Source organism: Bacillus sp. FSL W7-1034 (assembly GCF_038593365.1).
Classification (GTDB): domain Bacteria; phylum Bacillota; class Bacilli; order Bacillales; family Bacillaceae; genus Bacillus; species Bacillus altitudinis.
Genome location: NZ_CP151989.1, coordinates 929342 through 955576, shown reverse-complemented (window position 1 = coordinate 955576; position 26235 = coordinate 929342). Strand labels below are relative to the sequence as shown.

The following is a 26235-nucleotide window of genomic DNA, read 5'->3' as shown; positions in this document are numbered from 1 at the left end:
GAGAAAAAGCCATCATGCATGACATGATGGCTTTGTGATATTTTATTTAGCTGTTTCTTCCACAATGTCATAGACGACTTTCATGACTTCTTCTGATAAGTGTTTCAGCTTTTCTTCGCTGTCTGTTAACGATGTGCCTTTGACTGCAATATAAAATTTGACTTTAGGCTCCGTACCAGAAGGTCGTAAACAAAACCATGAGCCATCTTCAAGGAAATATTTCAGGACGTTTGATGCCGGCAGATGAATCGTTTCTTCTTTCTTTTCAGCCACAAGGTGCCTTTGACTTGATTGATAATCCTCAATGACCGTAATGCGCTGACCGGCGATAGAAGCTGGCGGGTTTGATCTAAAGGTATGAAGAATAGCAGAAATCTGCTCTGCTCCTACTTTCCCCTTTAAGGTTAATGACTTTAACCCTTCTCTGTAAAATCCAAATTCCTTAAAAATATCAACAAGCGCATCATATAATGACTTCCCTTGTTTCTTATAAAAGGCTGCGACTTCAACTGCTAATAACGCAGCTTGAACTGCATCTTTATCTCGTGCAAAATCACCGATCAAATAGCCGTAGCTTTCTTCATAGCCAAATTGAAACGTGTATTCTCCGCTTTCCTCGAACTGCTTGATTTTTTCTCCGATAAATTTAAAGCCAGTGAGCGTATCAATCGTGTCAGCTCCAAATGCTGAGGCAACAGCACGCCCAAGCTCACTTGTCACAATCGTTTTCATCACAACGGGGCGAGGCGGCAGCTGACCTAGTTTTTGTTTTTCAGATAATAAATAATGAAGTAGTAAGGCGCCTGTTTGGTTGCCAGTCAAAACGGTAAATTCACCATCATGATTTTTCACAGCGATACCTAATCGATCTGCATCTGGATCTGTCGCAATCAAAATATCAGCATTTTGCTTTTCACCAAGCTTGATGGCGTATTCAAAAGCGGCATGCTCCTCTGGATTTGGAGACGTAACCGTCGAGAATTGCGGATCTGGTTTTTCCTGTTCAGGCACAACCGTCACATGCTTATAACCAAAGGCCTGAAGTCCGTTTCGGACAGGTTTATTCGCCGTCCCATGAAGCGGGGTAAACACCACTTTGACATCGACTTCTTTTGCAAGCTCAGGGTGCACACGAATCGTTTTTAATTTTTCCATATACGCTTGATCGATTTCTTCACCAATCATGCGGATCAAACCATTTTGCTTCAATACTTCTTCTGATTCCACTGAAATGGCTAATTCATTTTCGATGGCATCTACTTCTTTAATGACTTGATCTGCTTCAAATGGGGGCATTTGGCCTCCATCTTCTCCATAAACTTTATAGCCATTATATTCTGGCGGATTGTGACTTGCTGTCACAACAATCCCTGCAAAGGCATTCAGTTCTCGAACTGCAAAAGAGAGTTCTGGTGTCGGACGCAGTTCGTCAAATACGTATGTTTGAATGCCATGTGAAGCAAGTGTTTTGGCCGCTTCCATCGCAAATTCAGGAGATTTATGGCGTGAATCATAGGCAATGGCGACGCCTCTTTTTTTTGCATCCTCTCCATGTGCTGCAATATACGCAGCAAGACCAGCAGATGCTTTTCGAACAGTGTAAACATTCATTCGGTTCGTTCCAGCACCAATTTCTCCGCGCATTCCTCCAGTACCAAACTCAAGGTTTTTGTAGAAGCAGTCTTCAAGCGCTTGATGATCATCTTGATGTGCCTCCAGCCATTCCCTTAGCTCAGTATCCAGGTGCTTCTCATTGATCCAACGCTCATAATTCGTATTCCAACTCATGGTCGTCCTCCCAGCTCTTATCATCAATAAAATAACATCTACTGTTATTTTATATGGAATTATCCTTCATGTCATGTTATATCATGAACATATGAAAAAACGATGAACAAAATAAAAAAAGCCGATACACGATCGGCTTTTTACTTATTCAGCATCAAGCGGTACGACTGCTTCATGGAATAGTCGGTCTAATTCAGTTTGATGTTTCTGTTTTGTCACTTCATCCCAGCCAAAACGATCTGCCATATAGTCAACAACAGGCTGTGCATACGTTTTTGCCCAATTGATATTAAATAATAGGCTGCCTGTTCTTCTCAAGAAGAAATCGACAGGTGTAACAGCCAATTCTTCTTCGATCGCATAGACAAGTTCAGCCAACACATATGCGGGAATGTTTCGTTTGTCTGCTTCCCCTTGAAGCTGCTCCACACGCTTGAAGACATTGCTGACGTTTGAGCCATATTTCTCAGCTAATTTTTGTGCAATCGGTTCTGTCAAACCAACGGATGCTCCTTCTGCCGTTTTCGCTTGAACAAAGGATGCCATATTTTTCGAACCGCCTACATGCCCACCTGAAATTGGCATATGTTTCGTTTTACATGGTCCGAAATCTTTTCCAGTTTCCTCTTTAAGTCCATCACGTACAAGATTCACAATGTGTTCAGCCATTTTACGGTAACCTGTTAATTTACCGCCAGCAATCGTGATTAAGCCTGAAGATGATGTCCATACCTCATCCTTACGAGAAATTTCTGAAGGATCTTTGCCTTCTTCATGAATGAGTGGACGAAGACCAGCCCAGTTAGATTCAACGTCTTTCTCTGTAATATGAAGATCTGGGAACATATATTGAATGGCTTTGATCACGTAATCACGATCTGCTTTTGTCATACGCGGATGTTCCAGCTGTTTTTTGTATACGGTATCTGTTGTTCCCACGTACGTTTTTCCTTCTCTTGGAATCGCAAAGACCATTCGTTTATCAGGTGTGTCAAAGTAGATTGCTTGTTTTAATGGGAAAACAGATTGGTCAAATACTAAGTGAATTCCTTTTGTATGTTGTAAATGTTTCCCCTCTTTTGAGTGGTCCTTGTCTCTTAGCTGATCGACCCATGGACCTGTCGCATTGACGATTTTTTTCGCATATACATCGTATGTTTTCTGTGTTGTGACATCTTCAATGACAACACCGACAACTTTGCCTTTATCATAAATAAATTCTTTTACTTTCGCATAGTTGACCGCTTCTGCCCCGAATTTCACAGCCTCTTTCATGACTTCAATTGTCAGGCGTGCATCATCTGTACGGTATTCAACATAGTAGCCCCCGCCTTTTAAGCCATCCTTTTTCACTAGCGGTTCTTTTGCAAGTGTCTCTTTTGCACTTAGCATACTTCTGCGTTCACTATGCTTAACGCCAGCTAAAAAGTCATATACTCTAAGTCCGATTGAAGTTGAAAACTTACCGAATGTCCCGCCTTTATGCATCGGAAGAAGCATCCATTCTGGCGTTGTCACATGAGGACCGTTTTCGTATACGATGGCACGCTCTTTACCGACCTCTGCGACCATTTTCACTTCAAATTGTTTTAAATAACGAAGTCCGCCGTGTACAAGTTTCGTTGAGCGGCTAGACGTACCTGCTGCGAAGTCCTGCATTTCCGCAAGACCGACACGCATTCCGCGTGAAGCCGCATCAAGTGCTGTACCAGCGCCAGTAATACCCCCACCAATGATAAACACATCATATGGTTTTTTTGTCATGTCCTGAAGCATTTGTTCTCTTTCTAAGCTAGAAAAAGTCATCTCTTGTTCCTCCCATGTTGTACGGTAAAGAAAAAGAGACCGCAAACACCCAAAGCGTATTTCTACACTTCGGTGCTTGCGGTCTCTCCAGTTCTCCAACCGTTCTATTAACTTACTTGAAGTATACCATACTTTTTGTTTATTTGAAAGCTTGAGCTGCTTTTACAGCCTTTTTCCACCCGCTGTATAACGAGTCACGGCTGTCTTCTTCCATTTTAGGTTCAAAGCGCTTGTCAAGGTTCCATTGTTTTGCAATGTCTGAACGGTCGTTCCAGAAGCCAACTGCAATTCCCGCAAGATAGGCCGCACCGAGTGCCGTCGTTTCATTAATTTCTGGACGTTCTACTGGTACATCGAGCAAATCACTTTGGAAGCCCATTAAGAAATCATTCTTTACAGCCCCGCCATCGACGCGCAATGTTTTAAGTGAGATGTTTGAATCTTTTTCCATCGCATCTAAAACATCTTTCGTTTGATAAGCAAGTGATTCTAACGTTGCACGAACAAAGTGCTCTTTAGAAGTACCGCGTGTTAAACCGAATACAGCGCCTCGGACATCACTATCCCAGTATGGTGTGCCTAAACCAACAAATGCTGGTACGACATATACGCCGTCTGTTGACTCAACGCGCTCAGCATAAGCTTCACTGTCTTTTGAGTCTTTAAACATTCTAAGTCCATCACGCAGCCACTGGATCGCTGAGCCAGCAACGAAAATACTTCCTTCTAAAGCATATTCAACTTTGCCGTCAATGCCCCATGCAATCGTCGTTAACAATCCATGATCCGACTTAATTGCTTTTTCCCCTGTATTCATCAACATGAAACATCCTGTACCATATGTGTTCTTCGCCATTCCTTCTTCAAAGCAAGCCTGACCGAATAACGCAGACTGCTGATCTCCTGCCGCTCCTGCAATCGGAATATTTTTACCGAAGAAGTGATAGTCTGTTGTTTCACCATAAATGTGTGATGATGGTTTGACGTCTGGCAGCATGGAAGCTGGAACACCTAAGATATCAAGTAGTTCTTCATCCCATTTCAGATCGTAAATATTGAACATTAACGTTCTTGATGCATTCGAATAATCTGTCACGTGTGATTGACCGCCAGTCATTTTCCAAATGAGCCATGTATCGATTGTGCCAAACAGTAAGTCACCATTTTCTGCTTTCTCACGAGCACCTTCGACATTGTCTAAAATCCATTTCACTTTAGTACCTGAGAAATAAGCATCAATGAGTAGACCCGTTTTATTTCTAAACGTTTCATCGTGCCCTTGCGCTTTTAGCTCATCACATATACCAGATGTTTGTCGTGACTGCCAAACAATTGCATTGTAAACAGGTGCGCCTGTATGTTTATCCCAAACAACAGCTGTCTCACGCTGGTTCGTAATTCCGATACCGGCGATTTGATCTGCTTCAATTCCTGATTCGATTAAAGCAGTTGAAATAACTGATAGAACAGAGCTCCAAATTTCATTTGCATTGTGTTCTACCCAGCCTGGGTTCGGAAAATATTGATTGAATTCCTTCTGAGCTGTATGGGCAATTTTACCTTCTTGATCAAATAAGATCGCTCTTGAGCTTGTTGTCCCTTGATCTAATGCGAGAATATATTTTTCTTTTGCCATGGTGTTTTCCTCCCCTTACATACTTTCATTGACAGCATTTGTCTGGTTTTTCGTAGAAACATAGAGTCCTAACAATACCACAACTAAAATAACGCTTACAATCCAAAAGGCTGGTGTGACGTTCGCTTTAAAGGCTGCATTATAGAAAACACCGCCAAATGCACCGCCCAAAATTGGACCAACAACAGGAACCCAAGCATATTTCCAATTTGATGGACCTTTACCTGGAATCGGCAGAATGGCATGTGCGATTCTTGGACCTAAATCACGTGCAGGGTTAATTGCGTAACCAGTTGTACCACCTAATGAAAGACCAATTGCGACAATTAAGAAACCAACAATCAGCGGATTGACTCCGTCTGCAAATTTATTTGCACCAATCGCTAAAATTCCTACCACCAATACAAATGTACCAATGACTTCACTGAGCACGTTTGCAAAAGTATGCGGAATCGCAGGACCAGTTGAGAATACGCCTAGTTTTGCACCTGGATCGTCTGTCGCTTTCCAGTGTGGTAAGTAATGTAAGAAGACAATAATAGCTCCGAGTAATGCGCCAAGCATTTGACCGACAATATACATTGGAACATCAGCCCAAGGAAAACTTCCTTCTAATGCAAGACCTATTGTCAGCGCCGGGTTTAAATGTGCACCGCTGATTCCTCCAGTGGCATAAGCTGCAATCGCTACTGCAAATCCCCATCCGAAAGCGATTACAATCCAGCCGGACTGATAAGCGAGCGATTTCTTTAAACTGACTGCCGCACACACACCGCCTCCGAAAATAATAAGAAGCATTGTACCAACGACTTCACCCCAAAATGGTGTCATGAAAAATTCCTCCTCTGGTTCAGTTGCCATCCCCTATAAATGTGTAGAAAAGATAAAGAAAAAAGATCCACAACAAACATACTTTACATCAGGGTCATTTGTCACCTAGTAAAGCGTCGTTGTGGATCTCCGTTTCTCCATCACATGATATTAACTTAGTGCTATAGTAACAGAGGATGAAAACGTTGTCAATCAATTTTCACATTTTATCTTTTTCACTTTTGGAACGCTTTCCAAAGCTCTGTATTCGATGTGGTGACAGCTGTCGCCCCTGCTGCAAGCGCCCTTTCTACATCTTCTTTTGTTCGAATAAATCCTCCTGCAAATATTGGTATTCCAGCTCTTTCGCGCACTTCTGTAATTAAATCTGGCACGACACCCGGCAATACTTCAATAAAATCTGGACGATGTTTCCCGACAAACTCCATGCTTTTTTCCATCGCACTTGTATCAAGTAAAAACATTCGCTGGATGGCATATACCTTTTTCTGCTTGGCTTTTACTATGACAGAAGACCTAGTAGAAATAATGCCAGCTGGTTTCATTTCCTGACAAATAAATTCCGTTCCGTACTCATCATGTTTGATTCCGTGAATGAGATCGACATGGACAAACATTTTTTTATGATGCGCATTCGCCTCATTCATGATGCCCTTAAGCCGCCCTAAGTGAACATCTAGTAAGACCCCATATGTAAATGGACTTTTTAAAAATTCCTCAAATTGCTTCATATTGCGAACAGCAGGTAGAATGGGTTGATCATGAAAACTCATATGCCGTCTCCTTCTCGTGTGTGTATTGGTTCTATCTTCTCCTTACAGTAATAGAATCGCATGTTTTTTTCAATACACCTAGTGTGCCCATTGACCATTCAGCCTAGCAGATCGATCAAAACCTGATCCTTTCAGGGCATAGAAAAAAGCAGAGAAACCTCTCTGCTACAGCGTGTAGGCAAACCCTCGCATTCTTTGTCAGTCCTGCGTGCTGGTGCTCACGAATGTCAAATTCGCTCCGCGCCAGTACTCGTCCTTCCTAGGGCTGCAAAGGTTTTCTATCACGCTGAAAAGAAGACAAAGGGCTAAAATAAATAATATTTTAGCCCTTTGTCAACAATCTGAAGCAGAGAAATCTCTGCTATAATTGTGCCATGCTTTCTTTTAAAGTATGAATAATGAATGAGGCGTCTTCATCAGTGATATTTAGCGGTGGTGCGAGCTGTGCCACGTTATTATAACCAGCCACTGTATCGCCATTTTTCCCGATGATCAATCCTCGCTTTTTACATTCTGTAATCAATTGACCGACTACACTTGGATCAGCTGGCTTTTTTGACGCCTGATCCTGCACAAGCTCAATTCCAAACAGCAGGCCTTTTCCTCTCACATCACCGACAAATGGATGCTCTTTTAACTCTTGCAAACGTTCGAGCATGTCTTGGCCAAGCGTGCCTGACCGCTCCACTAATTGCTCGTTTTCCATGATCTCTAGGTTAGCAAGTGCCACCGCACAGGAAGCAGGGTGACCGCCAAATGTATTCACATGCCGTAGCCTGTCATACGTATCTTCTCCTGCATACGCTTCATAAATGTCTCGTTTCACGCACGTTGCAGATAGCGGTAAATATCCACTTGTGATCCCTTTTGCCATGGTGATGATATCTGGCTTCACTTCCTCATGCATAAATCCAAACCGCTTTCCTGTCCGGCCAAATCCGCAGATGACTTCATCTACAATGAGAAGCGCTCCATGGGCTTCACAGATATCTTTGACCTTCTTCAAATACCCTTTTGGCGGCATTAGGATACCTCCGCCCGTAATGATCGGCTCCATAATGACCCCAGCTATCGTCTCACTTAGTTCCCACGTCATGGCCTGATCTATTGCCGCAGCACTCGCCAGATTCTCTTGATCCTCAGGATGACGATACATATCAGGCGGTGCGACATGGATAAATCCCTGCCCTAACGGTTCATATTTGTACTTACGCTGCGCTTGACCCGTTGCGGCTAGAGCTGCTGCTGTGTTGCCATGATACGATCGGTATCGGGAAATAAATTTTGTGCGTGTACTCTCTCCCTTTTGCGCATGATATTGTTTGGCAATCTTAAATGCCGCTTCATTCGCTTCAGAACCACTGTTAGAAAAGAAGATCACATAGTCCCCGTCTAGCCATTCATTGAGCTTCTCAGCCAGCTGAATCGCTGGCACATGGCTTTGTGTCAGTGGGTAGTAAGGCATCGTATTTAATTGCTTATACGCCGCTTCTGCAAGCTCTTTACGTCCATATCCGGCATTTACACACCATAGTCCTGACACCCCGTCTAAATAGCGATTTCCATGAATATCTGTCACCCATGCGCCTTCTGCCTCATGAATCACCATACTTTCATTTTCTTTGTTTGTCCCTTTCATATGATGCCAAATGAACTGATCATCTTTCGCCTGAAGATCTTGTGCGTTATGTGTTTTCATCTTCCCACGCCCCCATGTATCCGTTTTCATCATAAAAGAAACTTAAACCGGTCCTGCATATGACCTCTCCATTCATTATATGGATAAAAAGTGAGGCATATGAAACTGAAACAAGACCGCCCGTGTCGTTACTCTCATTATAAAAAAGGGGCCAGACACATTACATTAGACAGATCGTCAACTGATTGAAAAGAACCATGAGACACTCTACTTGATCCCTTAGCAAATCTAACATATACCATTAATGGCGATTCCCCTGTAAAAATTCATAAGCAAGGATCGCAAATTCAAGCGCTTGACGTTTTGGCGCTTGCATCATATCCTCACCAAGTAAAGCATGAAGCTTATCCAATCTGTGATAAAGCGTCTGCCTCACAATATAGAGCTGGCTTGCGGTTTCTTTTTTAGAACCGTTTGTCTGTAAAAAGATATTCAGCGTCTGATAGAGCCTGCCGCTATTTTGTTTATCATATAAAATCACCGGCTCTAAATACTCTTTCACCATGCATTCTAATAACCCGCTTTCTTTCATGACAGGCATCAACCGAAGCATATGTAAATCTTGATAAAATGGGCTTTTTATCCGTTGCGGCATCACTTTCTTTAAATGCAGCACTTCTTTCGCTGCTTGAAAACTTTTTCTCATGTACTGAAATTGCTCACAATATGAACCGATTGCATAATTGATGACTGCCTCGCCGGGCTTCTCACGGTCATATAATTGCGTGATGTCGTTTGCCGCTTTTTCTGCACGCTCTTTCCAGTCCTCAACTTTTCTTGTATTCAATAAAATAAATAAGGTTTGTCCTTGATGCTCGTACACAATCAAATAGAAACCAGCACGCTGAAAAATAGAACGGCAAGAGACAAGAAAATAAAGATTCCCTGCGATTTCTTCTATTTGGTGGTTTTTTTGAAAGAGCATCACCACACAGCCGGTCGGTTTTTTCAGTCCTTCTGTTTCCTCAAGGTGTTCTATGATTTCTCTTTCTGTATGCTCTTCATGAAACCATTTTTGCAGCCATTCATTCTCTTTTGTCTTCTTCAGCTCTTCTGTATACAGCTCTCTTAAAGTTTGCTGGGCAAGGGCATTCGCTCCTTTATCCATCACAAGCAGTTCAAATTCCGAGAGCGTGTTCGATTGATGAATGAGGACGAGGTCTGCAAAGGTTTGTTTGAGTGCAAGGACTTGTTTTTGCGTCACTTCATATCCTTTTGGTAATGAAGCATACTGCAAATAATTCATCACAAGCTCTTCTGTTTGTTTGGATGAATCACATAAAATAATCGGTTCACCTTGAACAGGGATCAACAAAAGAATCCCTCTCACGTGCTGATACACTTGATCCAAAATATCCATCTGCGGATGAGGAGTCAATAAAAGCTCATTCAACTTGGACGACAGTGTTTCTAAATCCGCCATCATCTGATACTGACGCTCAATCATCATCGTATGGAGATGCTGTGTAATATTGACGAACTTCACTTCTTTTGTAAACAGAATAAGCGGAAAATCACGTTCTTCTGCATAAATAATCAGTTCTTCCGGTACATCAAACCGGAGCGGTACAAATTCAATACACAAGCCGGCCGCACCTGAGTCAATCAACTGCCTTAAAAACGCCTGAAAGACTTCCAATTGATCATGGAAGCCTGCGGCCGTCGTTAAGATCAGCTCGCCTCCGTTTAACAAATCCTCTACAGCAGGCACTTCAAGTACATGTACCCATTTTACCTGCCGAAACAATCCCTTTTCCCCAGCTAACACTTTCGCATGCGTAAAATGCTTCGTTTTTAACACATCACTTACTTGAAAATGAACATCTACATTCATTCATAAGTCCCCCTTTGTTTGCCGTCCCCTATCCCAGAGGGTGCATGGATAAAATCCATAATAAAACAGGTAAAGTCACAATACTTAAAATCGTACTGAGAAACGTCGTGCTTGAGACAAACTCAGGCTTCGTTCGAAATTGCACAGCCATCAGTGTTGTATTCGCCGCTGTCGGCATCGCTGCAACTAAAATCATAATTTGTTTCACCAAATCATCTACAGGTAAAATAAGTGTAAAACCAAAGGCGATGAGAGGTGAAATAAACAGCTTGAGCAGCACCGCATAGGAAATATTGCGATAATCCACTTGTTTAAAAGAAATCACTGCGAGCTGCATACCTAAAATCAGCATAATCGTTGGTATCGCTGCATCCCCGACCAGCTGAACACCTGTCATAAGCTCTTTAGGTAATGAAAGGTCAATGAGCTGAAATAATAAACCAAGAAGAGCCCCGTAAGCAACCGGCATACGCAGCACTTTTTTTAGAACGACCTTCAAGTCTCCCGCGTCCTCTCCACCTTTTGCTGCATAATACATGCCGATCGTACTCATGACGAGCTGCTGAAGGACCATTAGCACAATCGCAATATCTAAACCAGCTGCTCCAAAAACAAGAAGGACAACAGGTGTGCCGTAATTTCCATTATTCATAAATGCTGATGACAAAATCATGGCACAATACGTTTCATTCGAATACCCGTAAATTCGAGATAAAATGAAGACACATAAAACAAGTGAAAGACAAAGCCCTACGACAAATATAGATAAGTACACATAGTCCATCGATACTTTATTTTGATAAAAGGTTTCAAACGCAAGAAATGGTGACATTAAATATAAAGACATTGATGAGAGCGTATGTATATCAAAACCAATTGTCTTCTGCCCAATATACCCTATAAGGAATATGCCGAACACTGGCATTAAGACAAGTAAAAACTCCATGCAGCACCTACTTTTCTCTAGATGAATTCCTTATTTTTTACCCTCTTATCATACCACTGATCATCAATAAAAAAGAAGCACCCTTATGAAAGGTCGCTTCTCTCCTCATCCATATAAAACACTTCCCATAAATGACCATCACGATCCTGAAAGCTCCAGCCATACATGAAATCATGGTCTTGTTTTTCCTTAAACGGTGAACCACCAGCTGCGATCGCACGCTCTACAAGCTCATCAACCTCTTCCCTCGTCTCGACCTGTAAAGAGATAATGACCTCTGCGCCATTTCTGGCATCTACCAATTCCTTCTCTGAAATGGATTGGAAATGCTTAAGTGATAACAGCATGACTGTGATCGTCTCATTCATCACAAAACAAGCAGCATGTTCATTCGTCAGTTCTTGTTGAAAGTCAAAACCCAGCTGTTCAAAGAAATCCTTTGACTCATTTACATGCTTAACCGGCAAATTGATATACAGATGTTTAGATTCTCGCCCCATATCCCTCTCCCTTTGTAAAACATCATTTCCATTCAGTATATTCGTCTTTTCATTTGGCATCCCTTTGTCGCATGGAAAAATAAGCGGTAAGCCTCATTACCTTATTTTAACAAAAATATATAATAAATCTCGTGCACAATACTAAATGAACTAGGAGGTTTTCTTAATGAAAACAATCGCAAAATCTTTGATGCTCTCCACCTCTGTCCTTTTATTCGCTTCACCTATTACACAAACAGCTGATGCTGCATCTATTCAAACGAAGCAGGTGACAGCAGAAAGTGATTTTCAGCTTCCTTCAACAACAGACACCATTAAACAAAACATCGAACAATCTTTCCAAAAACAAGAAAAGTGGCTACAAAAATTAGAAGTGATTGCCGGACAAGAAAAACGCGAACAATTTGAACAGTTTTTCAACCAGCATGTAGGACCTGATTTAAAAAATCTTTTAGAAGAGCCTGCTCTTACATGGAAACAAGTAGAAAAAACGATTTATCAATCTCTTGTCAAATCAGACGTTCCATTTTTAGCTGCCAAAAGCATTGCCCACTTTGCTACACTCGCATTAAAGAAAATGTAAACATAAAGAAAAGCGCCTCGCATAACTGCGGGGCGCTTGTTTTGGTTATTTCTTATATTCAATATGGTACACGTCTCTTCTTCGGTCTTTCAGCTGACGAACCGTCCCATCTTGACGTTGCCTTCTTAATATTTCTAAGTCGACATCACCGACAACCACCATTTCAATATTCGGGTTGCATTCCCCTACAATGCCATCTCTTGCGAATTCAAAATCAGATGGTGCAAAGATTGCTGATTGTGCATATTGGACATCCATGTTTTCTGTTTGCGGAAGGTTTCCGACCGTTCCAGAAATGACCGTATATATCTGATTTTCAACCGCTCTCGCCTGCGCACAGTAACGTACTCGTAAATAGCCTTGACGGTCTTCTGTACAAAATGGAGTGAAAATAATTTTCGCTCCTTTGTCAGCTGCAATTCGAGCAAGCTCAGGGAATTCAATATCGTAGCAAATTTGGATCGCAATTTTACCGCAGTCCGTATCAAATACCCGGACTTGGTCACCAGCTGAAATCCCCCACCATTTTCTTTCATTCGGCGTGATATGCAGCTTATATTGCTTTTCAATCGTTCCATCACGTCTAAATAAATACGCGATATTGTAGATTTTCCCTTCCTCTTCAACGAAATGGGATCCACCAATGATATTAATGTTGTACTTCACAGAAAGGTCTGTGAACAAATTAATGTAGTCCTCGGTATATTCCGTGATACGCTGCACTGCAAGACTTGGGGAGCGCTCCTCTAAATAAGACATGAGCTGCGTTGTAAAAATTTCTGGGAATACGGCAAAGTCAGCTGACGCATCTGATGCGACATCAACATAATACTCCACCTGATTCATAAATTCCTCAAAGGAATGAATTTGTTTCATCGCATATTGAATGACGCAAATACGTACTGGGAACGCCGATTTATAATATCTTTTTGATTGCGGGCGATAATCGACATTGTTCCATTCCATTAGCGTTGCGTACGTACTGGAAGCTTTATCATCCGGCAAGTAATTCGGATTGATCCGCATCAGGCTAAATTCATTTAACAGCTGAAAAGATAGCACAGGATCATAAATTTGGTGCAGCATGACTTGCTCTACATATTGGCGAGGCGTCATTTCCTCTTGATATTTATGATAATTCGGGATACGTCCGCCAATGATGATGCTTTTTAAATTTAATCTTCTCGCTAAGTCTTTTCTTGCTTCGTATAAACGATGACCGATTTTCATCCGGCGGTACTCAGGACTGACCATTACTTCAATTCCGTACATATTCATCCCATCTGGATTATGGTTTGTGATATATCCATCATCTGTGATGTCCTGCCATGTGTGACGATCATCGTATTCATCAAAGTTTATTAATAAACTTGAACATGAGCCAATGATTTCTCCCTCGAATTCCGCACAGAACTGGCCTTCTGGGAAATGTTCAAGGTGGCTTTCAAGGTGCTCTTTTTTCCAAGGGTCCATGCCTGGAAAGCATACCTCTTGCAATGCAATGATTCGGTCGATATCTTCTTCTCTAATATTTCGAATCACCATTCTTTTTTCAAATCGCGTTAAATCTAGTTTTTCTGCCATGATGTATTGCCCCCTTACTGATCCTCTTTTTCAAGCTGATGGAATAGCTGGAGCAATTCGATTTCAGCCATGGATTCTAATCTAACATCATATTCTTCAAACTGCACTGTGCTCGTCACTTTATTTGGCACGATGACACATTTCATGCCCGCTCGTTTGGCAGCGATTGACCCATTCACAGAGTCCTCAAATGCCACGCAATCTTTTGGCTCAACGCCTAAGCATTGTGCGGTTTGCAAATAAAGTTCTGGGTGAGGTTTTACTTCTTCCACATCGTCTGACGTGCGGATACATTCAAAGTAATCGAAAAGTCCAATTTGTTTCAGGTGATCAGACACCCATTTATAATCTGAGCTGGAAGCAAGTCCAATCTTAATTCCAAGCTCCTTTGCCGCTTCTAAATAAGCTTCTACACCAGGTCTTGCTGCTTCGTCCTTCATTCTCTTTTGAAAACGTGAACGCCGGTCTTCTGTGAGTGCCTCATGATCTAATGTCTTCCCTAACTGCTCTTCCAAATATTCAAAAGGCTTAAAACCTGCCTGTGTTCCAATCACATTTCCCCATACAGACAGAGGCAACTCCGATTCATGCTCCGCAAACATTTCCTGCAGAACCTCATATTCATGTGTTTCTGTATCTAAAATTAATCCATCAAAATCAAATATAATCGCCTTTACCAAAGAGGCCACTCCTTTTTTCCGAAAGTCTGAAATATCTTCCATACTGCTATCATATCGTGAATAAAATTGACTTTCAAAGATGAATGTCTGCTAAAATGATTATGTATAAAAGGAGCCTGCATCGTTTTGTCAGGCTCCTGTCATGTTCGATTCTTTCTGCAAGAGATCCAAGCGCTCCGATTCGTGGAGAATAGACATTGTTGAAAAAGAGCGGAATTGGTATTACAGATCTTGAAGGTTTCTCCGTTCCCTTAAAAATAGTATGTGCGACGACCTTGTAAGTTAACAAGGAAGTTCACACCAACTTTTACGCATTTTGAAGGTGACGGCCTGCAAAATCATCTAAATCAAACGGGAAAGAAAAGCCGCACGCATTAACTTGTTCACGGTTGAGTTCAAATAACTCACGATCTCGTTTTGTGATATGTCGCTTCGGCTTTAAAATAATGGTATGTAATAGCTGAAGACCTGATAAGATACGAAAAGCATCATCCATTGTCCCGTTATACACACCATCAATGAATGTAAGCGGGGGTTGTTTTTCCTGCGCTTCTCCATTGACAGAATGGGATAAGAGATCTTCAATTTCCTTTGAAACTTCTTCAATTGCCTGCTCTTGAAGGTCTGTCGCAGCTTTCATTAATCTCACGTGGCATCTACCTCTCTGTCGTTACTACTCCATTCAGAATAGCACAGAAAAAAAGTCATTCGCTAAGGTAAGTGTTTCCTATATATACCCAAAGAGAGGACGAATATCATGATCATAAAAGGACACATGCTCTCCCTAAAAGTAGGTGAGCAGCAAAATGGCATTTCCTTAAGTCAATTTTTAAAAGACGAAGTGTCTGCCTCTAAACCAATTATCCATTTTTGGATGGAGCACCAAAAAGTCCGTCTCAATCAAAAACCTGCCCACCATGCTGCAAAAGTGAGTACAGGTGATCAGATTCTCATTGATTTATTTGAGACGGAAGAAAGTGATGTGACGCCAGAATACGGTGAATTAGAGGTACTCTTTGAAGACGAGCATTTATTAGTTGTCCAAAAGCCTGCTGGAAAGCCGACGCATCCAAATGAAAAAGGACAAACAGGTACGCTGGCGAACCTAGTCGCTTTCCATTTTCAAGCAAATGGAGAAGAAAAGCGGGTCAGACATATACATAGGCTGGATCAAGACACAAGCGGCACCGTTATTTTTGCCAAACACAGGTTGGCACATGCTGTACTCGATCAAATGCTTTCAAAAAAAGCGATTAACAGAACGTATCTTGCCATCGCACAAGGACTGTTTAAGAAAAAGAAAGGAACGATCCAAGCAGCCATTGGACGTGATAAACACCATGCCGTCAGAAGGAGGGTTTCTCCTACTGGTCAAAGCGCCAAGACTCATTATAAGGTCTTTCATCTCAATAAACGTTTACAGATGACGGCCGTTAAGCTGCGATTAGAAACAGGCAGAACGCATCAAATTCGGGTCCATCTTAGCAGTCTCGGGCATCCTTTAGCTGGCGATACATTATATGGCGGGAAACGTGACCTGATAAACAGGTGCGCCCTTCATGCCAAACAAGTAGACATGAACCATCCATTCACAGGTGAAAAGCTGACGATAGAAGCACCGCTCCCACCTGATATGGCTGAATTAATGGACAATATGTAGAAAAAAGAGCCTGATCATACAGGCTCTTTTGACGTTAGACAGATGCTCTTTTCGCATAAATAATGTACCGCTCTGGTGCATTGCCGACAAAATGAAATGGATAGCATGTGGTTAACACAAGCTCTTCTTTTTTATTTTGTAAGGTAATAATGGATGTATCGTGCTGATCCACAATTTTCGTATGCGTAATTTCATAAACAAACTCGCCATACGGTACAGTGATTTTCAGCTGATCCCCAATATCCAGTTCACCAGTCCGGCGGAAGACCGTATCCCTGTGTCCCGACAAAACGATTTGTCCATTTTGATCAGGGTAATAACTGCCTTTATAATGACCGACGCCTTTGGCAAGGTCGTCCGCATCTGTCCCTTCAACAATCGGCAAATCGGCTTTTAATTTCGGAATGGTCAGGATGCCAGAGGCTTTCCCCATTTCAGGTGAGAATTTTTCCTTTGTCATCCCTTGATCAGTTTCTACGACCTTTTTTGCTTCCTCTAAAGAATGTGCTGTTTGTATGTGAGTAGAAGCCATTTGCCAGATTCCCCAGCCAAGCACCACAATTCCCGCTGACATGACAATCACTGCAAGCCATTTTTTCATGCGTTAACTCCTTTGTCTTTGCTGATGATTCTTTAGCTTGCTGCTGCCTTTTCTTCTTGTTTCGCTTGTTGAATTCGGCCTTCTTTTTGATACACAATAGAAGCTCCCTCGAAGCTCTTTACAAAAGCGACCGTTGCTTCTAAATCTTCTGGGCCTGTTTCCGGATTTTTCCCTAGCCGCCCAATCGGTGCATACTTACTTCCAGTGGCAGTCGCCATGAAGTTGTTCACTGTGAGTGTATACGTTTTATCGAAATCAACGGAAGAACCATCAGGCAGTTTTAAGTCGACTACTTTATATGTTAACGGATTGTACGAATAAGAAAAGCCTGAAATGCTATAATCCGGTCCAAATTGAGGAGATATTTGAGCTTCAATGATATCAACTAAATCTTTCCCCTTAATGTCCAGCTTCACTAACACATTTCCAAATGGCTGAATATTAAAGAGGTCTCCCCAAGTAATGGGTCCTTTTTCGAGATTTTGTCTGATGCCGCCACCATTCATCATGGCAAAGTCACTTTTCATTGAATATCTCATGCCATCCGCAATGAGATTGCCAAGTGGTGTATCACCATCATTTGAATAGCCGCCCTCCATCTTGACCCCTGCTTCTCCAACCACCTCACTAATAATCGGCTCCACTTCTTTTCCGTAATGAGCTAAAATGTCCGCTGCCTCCTGATCCTTTTCAATACCAGCCTGGTCCACATACTGAATGTTTGCACTCTTTTTGACAATATCTTTTGTTTTCCGGTCAAGTGTGACATTGACTTCTCCAATTGCCTTTCCGTATTCAAAGGCTTGGACAATTAATTTTCCATTTACCTCTCCATTGACCACTTCGTGATTATGGCCAGCGAAAATGACATCGATTTCGTCATCACCTTCTTTGGCAAGCCTTGCACTTTCTCCAGTAATGGTATCACCATTTTGAGAGGCGGTCATATGAGCCAGAACTGCGATCGCTTTAATCCCTTTTTGCTTTAATTCCTTCGCTGCTTCATTGACAGCTTGGACTTCATCAGTAAATTGAATGTCTTTAATTCCTTCTGGCATGACCATACCTGCCGCTGATGTTGTCACAACCCCGATAAAAGCCACAGGAATTCCTTCGACATCCATGATTTCATAGGCCGGTAAAAGTGGTTTGCCAGTATCCTTGTATTCACAGTTTGCACAAACAAGCGGGAAGTTCTGCCCATCGTATCCTTTTGTGCCTTTCGGGTGATCTCCACCTTTTAAAATGCGCAATAATTCATCTACACCTTCATCAAACTCATGGTTTCCAACTGTCCCAACATCAAAGCCGATGTTCTCCATTAGTTCAACGGTTGGTTCATCTTGTAAAAGAGAAGAAACCGGCGAGCTTCCGCCTATCATATCTCCTGCATGAACTGTCAGTGTATTTTTTTGCGCAGCTTGCTTTTGTTTTATATAAGCCGCCACATAATCCATCCGTCCATATGTTCCTTTACTGCCATCACCTTTTACATCCAGCTCATATTGCTGATCAATTTTCCCATGCAAATCATTCATGCTTAAAATGGTTAATGGGACTTCACTAGATGATTCTGACGCCTGATATCCAGCCTGCTCTGCCTCTTCTTTAGAAGCAAAAAAGACACGTTTATCTACATCGATCTCATTCCAGCTGTCAGGTGATACGTAGGTTTTTGCAGATGAATCCCCCACATAACGTGTGAGCCCTTTTTTCTGCTCGCGTGCTCTAAATTCAAACGGCTGTTCTAGCAGAGGATCTTCTTCATTCCAAATACCCAGCCCTTTTTCCTTGGCATCTTTCACTGCTTGCTGGAACATCTGATACTCTTTTTCATCTCCAACAGGCCAGATGAAATAAGTAGGGGCATATCCTTTTTTCACAAGCTCTAGGTTCGTATTCAGCCCTTTTTTGGTTTTGACTTGAGCTAAAAGACGTCCATATCCATCCTTTGCTTCCGGGCCAATCTTTAATGTGACTCGATCACCACTTGAAAGAAGTGTTTTTAAATAATCCGTCGCTTTTTGTCCAAAGCGCAGCTGGTTTTGATCTAATTCATTTTTTGGCTTGTGGTAGGTTTCTGGTGTGTCCATATTCACGAAGCGTACCTTTGTTGTGCCGAGCACAGGCTTCTTCAAATGAATGGTATCTCCATCCACAACACGATCTACCGTTGCCTCATATTCTTTTTTGATTTTTGGCGGCTTTGGCTGGTGCTTCAGCAATTTGACATCGGTTTTGTGTCTTGGAAGTACTTGCAGCGTATCATATCTGCTTAAAACGCCAGTAAACTCATACCATTTTCCGGTCTTCACTTGATCAATGGCACCCGTATCAACCATGACTCTAAGGACTGTGCTATGATATTTTTTATCGATGATGACCACATTGTATCCACCGCCAGCTGGCTGATCTGGCGTCTGTTCTACATAGCCTTTTACCTTCACTAATCTTCCTTCATATTTGCTTGCCTGATCCGATTCCAATTGTTTAATGGAAACTTTCTTTGGCGAAGGCAATGGCTGATTCACAGCCTCTATCTTCAGACGATCTTGATCTGGCACAATTTCAACGAGCCCTTTATAAGTCGTCACCTTGCCAGTCACCGTGACCTTCATGCCTGCTTTCAGTTCTGGAAAATTCTTAGGCTGCGCAGAATAAATATTGAGACCAGCTGTTTTGTCTTGAATATATGTTGATAGTTTCCCATTCCCTATAGCGGATTGATCTGCTGTTACGATTCCGCTCACCGTTACCGTTTCTCCTATCAGTTTTCGGGCTTTTTTTATGTTCATCGGCTTTGTTTGTTTCCATAAAGTCTGCTTTTTCTCAGAAGAAGAAAACGCCTCAGCTGTCATGATACTAGGCAGTAAAGATTGCAGACTAAATATCACCAAAATCAAACAACAGACCATTCGAATAGATTGTATACGTTTCATTAGATTTCTCCCCTTTGAACTTCATCTCTTCTAGTGTACAAAGCAATTATTAAGACTGGATGGATTTCATGTAAAGCTGATCTCAATTACTTGGAAACGTAATAATCACACGTGTCCCTTCAAAGCTTTTGCTCTCAAAACGAATGGTACCGCCATGGCTTTCAATAATCTTAATGGTCATCATTAATCCAAGACCCGTGCCTTTTTCTTTCGTTGTGTAAAAAGGTTCACCTAATTTCCCAATCTCCTCTTCTGGTATGCCCTTTCCTTGGTCTTCAAATATCAGCATCATTTGGTCGTTTTTCAATAATGAAGTCACTTGGATCACACCTGTTACTCCATCCATCGCTTCAATTCCGTTTTTAAGAATGTTAAGGAACACTTGTTTTAGTTCATTTGGAATGCCTTGAATATGTGGCAGTGAGGGCGCCAGATTCTTTTGAATCGACACTCCTTTTAAGACCGCCTGAGATTCAACGACCATAATGACTTCTTCGAGCAGAAGATTTACATTCACCGGTTCAAATTTAACAGATTTACTTCTAGAGAGCACAAGGAATTCGTTAATAATAGACTCAAGCCGATTAAACTCTGACATCATCACATCGGCATAATCCTTCTGATACTTTTTACTTTGAATCATTAGCTGTAAAAAGCCTTTTAACGACGTAAGTGGGTTACGTATCTCATGGGCAATACCAGCTGCAAGCTGTCCAACTGCTGACAGCATTTCAGACTTCATCAGCATTTTCTCAGACTGTTTTTGACTTGTAATATCCTCTGAAATCCGCATGACAGTAGACTGCATTTTGTCAGGGTCATCGATTCGGTGTAAAGAGACTCTTTCCCATCGCTCACGCCCTGATAAGTCCTGAAAATACAGCTCACCTGTCCAGCTGCCCTCTCTTAAACACACGTCCCATTGTTTCGCTAGATCATCACATTGACACAACGCATAATAGACAGAAAAAATATCTTTTCCGATCAAGTCATATTCATGCTGTTGTACAAACTGACAAAAGCGCTGGTTGACACACTGAATGACACCTTCTCCAGTTGCAACCACAATATGAATATGGCTGTTATCAAGTGCTGTCACCGCAAGATGAAGAGCCTGCTTCAATTTCGTCATTTCGGTCATTTTGATCCAGGTCATCACTGCTCCCTCGCGATCTTGATCATAGAAAGGCGTCATATGAACCGTGAATTGTTCTCCTTCGTTCGTTTCAATTTCACGTTCGATCACTCGCCTATCTGAAATGACAGATTGAATATCATGATAGAGCATTTCCTTCGATAACTTCTTCACCATCGACTGAAACGTTTGCTGGTGCCGGGTTTGAGCTGAAGTGAATAAAGAGGTAGCTGTAGGAGTGTGATAGCGAATATTCATTTCCCGGTCCACAAACAACGTGGCAAGTTCTGGCTTCACAGACGGCCGGTACAGTTCTTCTCTTGTCACCTTTAAATTGTTTATAATATTAATAAAATGCTCGTTTGTTTTCTCGCGCACTTCTATTTGCTTGTTTTTTTCTTTTAATTGAGCCCTTGCTTCTTGCTCCTTTTGTTTGACCTCATTGAGCTCATTTTCTAAATCGACAATTCGCTGTTGATAAACCGAATTCTGCTCTGACATCCCTTTGTCCCTGCCGTTCTTTTGATTTTTTCCTCTCTCACTCATCCGAATGAGAATGACGTATACTCCTTTAAAACGGCGATCAAAATGTTTCACTGTGAAATCAGCATACTGCTTTCTTCCATTTTCCGAAATGAGGACATGTTGAAAGACAACCTCAGTCTCTTCAGTCCATACCTTTTGAAAGCTTTGACTTAGTATCTCTTTCATATAATGAGGGGTTACATATTCACATAATTCATCTGAGACTTCTGCATGCGCTAAGAAAGAATAGGCACCGTTTGATATCGCGAGGATTTTCTCACAATCGTCTATGATGAAACATGCATCATACTCCTGCTCTAATTCTTTCATATATTGAACAGCTCGTTCTTTTAACTCCGTATGACCTGCATTGTATTTAGGAACGTTTGAGTGGGTGTAAATGTTCCACTTTTCATTTAACAAATGAAATAAACGAGGGATATTGGGTACCTTTTCATTCGGTCCTAATATCAACATCCCTTGATCCTTTAGTGCATATTGGAATCGAGATAAGACTCGTTTTTGTACTTCTGGCTGGAAGTACATCAGAACATTTCGGCAACTGATAAAATCGAGGTGGATAAAAGGTGAATCGATCAATAAATTGTGAGGAGCAAAGACTATATGTTTTCTAAGCGACTGCTTCACAATAAAAGCGTCACCTTTTTTTTCGAAATATCGTGCCCTCCATTTTTCTGGCATTCGTGCCATAGACTCAAGCGAATAAACACCTTTGCTTGCACTTTGGATGGCTTTCCGGTTGATGTCTGTTGCAAACACTTGAAGTTCAATGGACACTTGTCTTCGTTTCATTTCTTCTAAAAATAACATCGCAAAAGAATAGGCTTCTTCACCTGTAGAACATCCTGCAATCCAAATGCGGCATCGAGATTTCCCATTTTTCAATGTATTATCAATGATCGACGGAATGATGTGATGTTCACATACTCGAAAGGCTTCCATATCTCTAAAAAAGGAAGTCGTGCCGCTTAAAAGCTGTACATGCAGACGATCAAGCTCATCTGGTTCTCTCTCTAATAAACGATCGTACTCGGACAATAAGGAGATCGATTGGTTCGCACTCCTCATTCTTTTTTGAATGACAGAGAGCAGTCTGCGCTTCTCATAGGTTGAAAATGCAATTCCTTTATGCATTTCAAGACGTTCAATGATTCTGATCAAAACAGGGTCTGCAACATCTGTATGCGGAACGTTGATGATGTTGGCTATATATGACGCAAGTGCAGAAGGGTCTTGAAATGTTTGATGATACATACGATCAAACCCACTATTTGTCTCACTGCACGATATGGCTGTACCGCCTTGCTCAACGATTTGAAGCAAACCACTTCCTACACAATAGCCTTTTTGAAAAAAGATCGCATAGGCCTCTTCCTTTTGCACATTGGCAAGTGACTGAAACAACGAATTTACAGCACACGCCTTGTTCGTAGGATGCTGCTCTGTTATGTGTAGCCGTTTGTCTTCTGTCAATGTCACAGCTGCATGCTGCGGACAAACATAAATCGTATTTTTCATGACTTTCTCACCATGCTTAATCGGCTTTGCCCGGTAGCCAATTGGTAAAACAAGTGCTTCCAAATCAGTTACACAATCGCCTGTCACATGATTTTGCACAACAATAAAAGAGGCATTTAATTCATGCGGAAATGATTGAAAAAAAGCCTCAAGATGATGCTGTTCAAACGGCGAAACACCGATGCCAATCACTGGTGCCTGCACATGTTCGTCTTCTATCAAACGATTAATGATTTTGTCCTGCATCTGGTACCCCCATGTTCATTCGTCTGATACATTTTTTCGACAAAAAGGAAGAAAACCCTCTAATTGTAAATAATGTTTTTTGCATGAAAGGAGGAAAACTTCCTCACATTAAAACAGACTGTATAAACAGAAGGAGGATTCTTTATGCAAAACGATCAGCAACCAAACGTTCAAGGACATGTCCAGCAGTCCCAATTCAATCATGGCGGGCATGAGTTATTTGATTTACATGAGGTATTAGCAGGGACCATTAATATTTTGGATCAATACATGATCTTTCGACAATTTATCCAAGATCCCGCATTATCCGACATGTTAGATCGACAATATCAATTTGTATTGTCCCAGTACAACGTCATGGTAGATTGCTTTTCTACTGGTCAAAAGCCTAGTGAAGAAACATCTACTTATATGATGAAAGAACAGACACAGGTGACATACGGAATAAAACCATCTCAGCCTAAGAAGCCAAATCAATCATTACAGGATGTAAAAGATGCGGGAATTACAGGGCATATGCTTGGTCTCGTGAAATCTCATGCTGGATTACTCTCAATGACTGCATTAGAGGTCACAAACCCTGTGGTGCGACGTGTGCTTGCAGCGCAAATCCCGAACTTTATTGAAATGGCGTATGAAATTTTCTTATATCAAAACAAACATAGCTATTATCAAGTTCCGCAGCTTACAGCTCAAGATATGCAGGCGATGACGTCTACATTTGCCCCTATGCAGGGACAAGTGCAGATGCCGCCAAGCAAAGCCAACCAGCAAAAACCGCTTCATTAACCAAAAACAACGGCCGACCTATTTACAGGTCAGCCGTTTTTTCTTTGATAATTCAGTTTAAATTGCTCTTCAAAATCTGTGAGACGTTGTCCTGTCGCTTGTTCAAACCCACTATCAAAACGACTAGTTTTCGCCGTTTCCTCCATGATCTCATGTATGACATCTCGTCCATAAAGCTGCACAAGCTCATAGATCATATAGTAGCTTTGTAAATAAACATCTGTCTCATACGTCGTGCGAGATTCTTGCCAGTCTTGATCAGAATAAAGAGATTTAAAAGGAATGACGTCAAACCGTTCAGACGTGGCGTTCAGCACATCATAGGCCGTCCATTCTGCTGTTCCTTCATGGAACCAAAGGGGAAAGACGACTGGAGATACATTGTATGCATGCACCTTTTCATAGAAAACGAAATGGGCATACTCATGAATGAATAACGTGTTGAAAAAGTATAAAGGCAGTGTCTCTTTCTTCAACAATTCTTCCCGTTTATCTGGGTATAATCCAATCATATGATCAACATCAGAATAAAAACCTGTAATATGCTTAATACCGGCAAATTGCTCAATCGTCTCTTTATCATCAAAATAAATGATATCTAACGGTTTGTCAGCTTCATACTGAAACACTGACATCGTTCTCTTCTTTGCCTGTTCCAGCGCTTCTATGGTCAAATCGACAAAGGCGCCCTCATCCTTTGCATAGTAGATTCGAATATGTTCATAGACTTGCTTATTGAGTCCTTCCGTTAAGACCGTTTTAGGCGAAGAATGCTGCTCTAGATATTGCTCTGCCAGCTGGAATCCTACATAAATCAAGTACGCAGTGAACGCATAAAAAATCAAACCTGCTGCAATCATTCCGCTTACAAGTTTTTTATGAATTAATGACGGTTTTGCTTTCATTTACTCCCCACCTGAATTCATCCTGCAACCTCTTTCTCTTTCTATGAAAAAACAAAGATCAACAAGAGGTGATATATTTTTTACTTTATGCAGTCAGGTGCGCAAGGTGCGGTTCCAAACAAAAAAGCCGCATATGACATACGGCTTTTGTCGTAGCTATTTTGATTCAGGGAAGACACGTCGAACCGTTTCAGTAAACTCGTCGAAGAATCCTGAAATTGGCTCTCCACTTCTAATACGTTTTCCGTACCCTGCCATACGATCGACAAAGTCTGGATTAGCAGATACATACACATTATCAATTTGTTGATCCGTCGATTTGACTTTGTCAGAAATTTTCTTTTTCAAATCGTCTGTTACATCTCCGCTTTTATTGCCTTCAAGCACGACAGCAACAAATGCATTTTTCCCTGTGACAAGTACGTTCGCTGTTTTCACTTCAGACATGTTGGCAACAAGCTCTGATGCCTTATCTGCCACTTTCACCTTCTGAGGTGTTTGCACATTTGGTTGATCCTGTCTCATGTTGTCGTTCTTATATGTGACATTTTCGTACTGTCGTTTCATTGTTCCTCTTCGTTCATCGCCTTGGTTGTTCATTCCACACCCAGCAGTGATCAATGTTGGAACGAGTAATAAAGATAGCATCCATTTCTTATTCATCAATTTATTCCCTCCTTTTGCTCATAGGTTTTTCATCCAGCAGACTTTTTATGCACGCATCCTCTATTTCAGCAATGAATTCATAAATCAGCCTTGATTGGTCATCCTAAACATGATGAAGAAGTATCATCACGATCAAATGGAGGGATTCGTTTGTTTAAAAAGAGAAAAGGTATGAGTACTGGTGCAATGATCGCAGCATCAACAGCCATCATTGCATTATTTTCACCACTATTACGGAGAAGACTAAGCAGCATGACTCAAATGAATTTGTCCTCAACGATGAAAGGCAAAGATCAACACCATCATGAGTCATCTCGTCATGAGTCCCATTCACATTCACGTAAAGACTCAAAAGGCACAGCTGAAGTAGGACAAATGATCAAGCAAGCATTCACCGCTGTCCAGCCTAATGAAACAAGCCAGCATCAAACATCATCAAAAACATACCAAACTCATCAGCCGCCGAGAGAGTCTTACGCCCAGTCTCTTCACATTGATGAAAGTGTCATGAATGTAATGGATGATGAATCTATTCAGCAAGTACTCAATGACATCGAGCACAAATAACTA

The 26235-nt window shown here is 41.6% G+C and carries 21 protein-coding genes; 4 read left to right on the top strand and 17 right to left on the bottom strand.

Translation table 11 applies throughout. The features are described from left to right. Positions 1-42: 42 nt before the first annotated feature. From NST73_RS04795 to NST73_RS04755, 9 genes are all read right to left on the bottom strand, one after another. The gene (locus tag NST73_RS04795; RefSeq protein ID WP_024719954.1) at positions 43-1788 is read right to left on the bottom strand and encodes a phospho-sugar mutase; all 1746 of its coding nucleotides are present in this window, start codon (positions 1786-1788) and stop codon (positions 43-45) included. A gap of 144 nt (positions 1789-1932) precedes the next feature. Next, positions 1933-3594, bottom strand: a complete 1662-nt coding sequence (glpD, locus tag NST73_RS04790; protein WP_135009106.1) for a glycerol-3-phosphate dehydrogenase — start codon at positions 3592-3594, stop codon at positions 1933-1935. Between the two features lie 139 nt (positions 3595-3733). Further along, a complete protein-coding gene (gene glpK, locus NST73_RS04785) occupies positions 3734-5230 on the bottom strand; it encodes a glycerol kinase GlpK (RefSeq protein ID WP_007497075.1) in 1497 nt (498 codons plus the stop codon). A 15-nt stretch (positions 5231-5245) separates the two neighbouring features. Beyond that, positions 5246-6061 (bottom strand): MIP/aquaporin family protein, encoded by an 816-nt coding sequence (locus tag NST73_RS04780; RefSeq protein WP_008349011.1) that lies wholly within the window; start codon positions 6059-6061, stop codon positions 5246-5248. Between the two features lie 215 nt (positions 6062-6276). After that, positions 6277-6834, bottom strand: coding sequence for a glycerol-3-phosphate responsive antiterminator (locus NST73_RS04775; RefSeq protein WP_017360356.1), 558 nt, complete (start codon positions 6832-6834; stop codon positions 6277-6279). A 361-nt stretch (positions 6835-7195) separates the two neighbouring features. Next, complete coding sequence (locus NST73_RS04770; protein WP_342499425.1) at positions 7196-8533, bottom strand: aspartate aminotransferase family protein; 1338 nt, start codon at positions 8531-8533, stop codon at positions 7196-7198. A gap of 241 nt (positions 8534-8774) precedes the next feature. Next, complete coding sequence (locus tag NST73_RS04765; protein WP_342499424.1) at positions 8775-10367, bottom strand: PucR family transcriptional regulator; 1593 nt, start codon at positions 10365-10367, stop codon at positions 8775-8777. 28 nt (positions 10368-10395) lie between these two features. Continuing rightward, on the bottom strand, positions 10396-11313 hold the full coding sequence (locus tag NST73_RS04760; RefSeq protein ID WP_007497064.1) for an AEC family transporter: 918 nt from the start codon (positions 11311-11313) through the stop codon (positions 10396-10398). Positions 11314-11396: 83 nt separating this feature from the next. Further along, complete coding sequence (locus NST73_RS04755; protein WP_024719950.1) at positions 11397-11813, bottom strand: VOC family protein; 417 nt, start codon at positions 11811-11813, stop codon at positions 11397-11399. Positions 11814-11979: 166 nt separating this feature from the next. Here NST73_RS04755 and NST73_RS04750 point away from each other — a divergent pair, with 166 nt between their 5' ends. Continuing rightward, positions 11980-12396 (top strand): hypothetical protein, encoded by a 417-nt coding sequence (locus NST73_RS04750; RefSeq protein ID WP_024719949.1) that lies wholly within the window; start codon positions 11980-11982, stop codon positions 12394-12396. A gap of 45 nt (positions 12397-12441) precedes the next feature. On the opposite strand, the gene NST73_RS04745 is transcribed toward NST73_RS04750, so the two are convergent. The 3 genes from NST73_RS04745 to NST73_RS04735 all read right to left on the bottom strand — a co-directional run bounded on the left by NST73_RS04745 (position 12442) and on the right by NST73_RS04735 (position 15309). Beyond that, entirely contained in the window at positions 12442-13980 is a 1539-nt protein-coding gene (locus NST73_RS04745; RefSeq protein WP_007497061.1) for a bifunctional GNAT family N-acetyltransferase/carbon-nitrogen hydrolase family protein, read from the bottom strand. A gap of 14 nt (positions 13981-13994) precedes the next feature. Continuing rightward, positions 13995-14660 (bottom strand): HAD family hydrolase, encoded by a 666-nt coding sequence (locus NST73_RS04740; protein WP_342499423.1) that lies wholly within the window; start codon positions 14658-14660, stop codon positions 13995-13997. A gap of 307 nt (positions 14661-14967) precedes the next feature. Continuing rightward, the gene (locus tag NST73_RS04735; protein ID WP_024719947.1) at positions 14968-15309 is read right to left on the bottom strand and encodes a DUF5365 family protein; all 342 of its coding nucleotides are present in this window, start codon (positions 15307-15309) and stop codon (positions 14968-14970) included. Positions 15310-15417: 108 nt separating this feature from the next. On the opposite strand from NST73_RS04735, the gene NST73_RS04730 reads away from it, so the two are divergent. Continuing rightward, positions 15418-16320: an RluA family pseudouridine synthase gene (locus NST73_RS04730; RefSeq protein ID WP_342499422.1), complete on the top strand. Its 903-nt coding sequence runs from the start codon at positions 15418-15420 to the stop codon at positions 16318-16320. A gap of 34 nt (positions 16321-16354) precedes the next feature. On the opposite strand, the gene NST73_RS04725 is transcribed toward NST73_RS04730, so the two are convergent. The 3 genes from NST73_RS04725 to NST73_RS04715 form a co-directional block, all read right to left on the bottom strand. After that, positions 16355-16921: a class D sortase gene (locus NST73_RS04725; protein WP_160758337.1), complete on the bottom strand. Its 567-nt coding sequence runs from the start codon at positions 16919-16921 to the stop codon at positions 16355-16357. 32 nt (positions 16922-16953) lie between these two features. Beyond that, a complete protein-coding gene (locus NST73_RS04720) occupies positions 16954-19860 on the bottom strand; it encodes a 5'-nucleotidase C-terminal domain-containing protein (RefSeq protein WP_342499421.1) in 2907 nt (968 codons plus the stop codon). Positions 19861-19942: 82 nt separating this feature from the next. Beyond that, positions 19943-23305 (bottom strand): CheR family methyltransferase, encoded by a 3363-nt coding sequence (locus NST73_RS04715; RefSeq protein WP_342499420.1) that lies wholly within the window; start codon positions 23303-23305, stop codon positions 19943-19945. A 144-nt stretch (positions 23306-23449) separates the two neighbouring features. On the opposite strand from NST73_RS04715, the gene NST73_RS04710 reads away from it, so the two are divergent. Next, positions 23450-24094 carry a spore coat protein gene (locus NST73_RS04710; RefSeq protein WP_342499419.1) on the top strand — a complete coding sequence of 215 codons (645 nt, stop codon included), beginning with the start codon at positions 23450-23452 and terminating at the stop codon, positions 24092-24094. A 29-nt stretch (positions 24095-24123) separates the two neighbouring features. Here NST73_RS04710 and NST73_RS04705 read toward each other — a convergent pair whose 3' ends face one another. Beyond that, positions 24124-24999: a hypothetical protein gene (locus tag NST73_RS04705; RefSeq protein WP_342499418.1), complete on the bottom strand. Its 876-nt coding sequence runs from the start codon at positions 24997-24999 to the stop codon at positions 24124-24126. Positions 25000-25155: 156 nt separating this feature from the next. Further along, complete coding sequence (locus tag NST73_RS04700) at positions 25156-25662, bottom strand: YhcN/YlaJ family sporulation lipoprotein (protein ID WP_008349054.1); 507 nt, start codon at positions 25660-25662, stop codon at positions 25156-25158. Positions 25663-25815: 153 nt separating this feature from the next. On the opposite strand from NST73_RS04700, the gene NST73_RS04695 reads away from it, so the two are divergent. Further along, a complete protein-coding gene (locus NST73_RS04695) occupies positions 25816-26232 on the top strand; it encodes a hypothetical protein (protein ID WP_045034826.1) in 417 nt (138 codons plus the stop codon). The last annotated feature ends 3 nt before the right edge of the window (positions 26233-26235 follow it).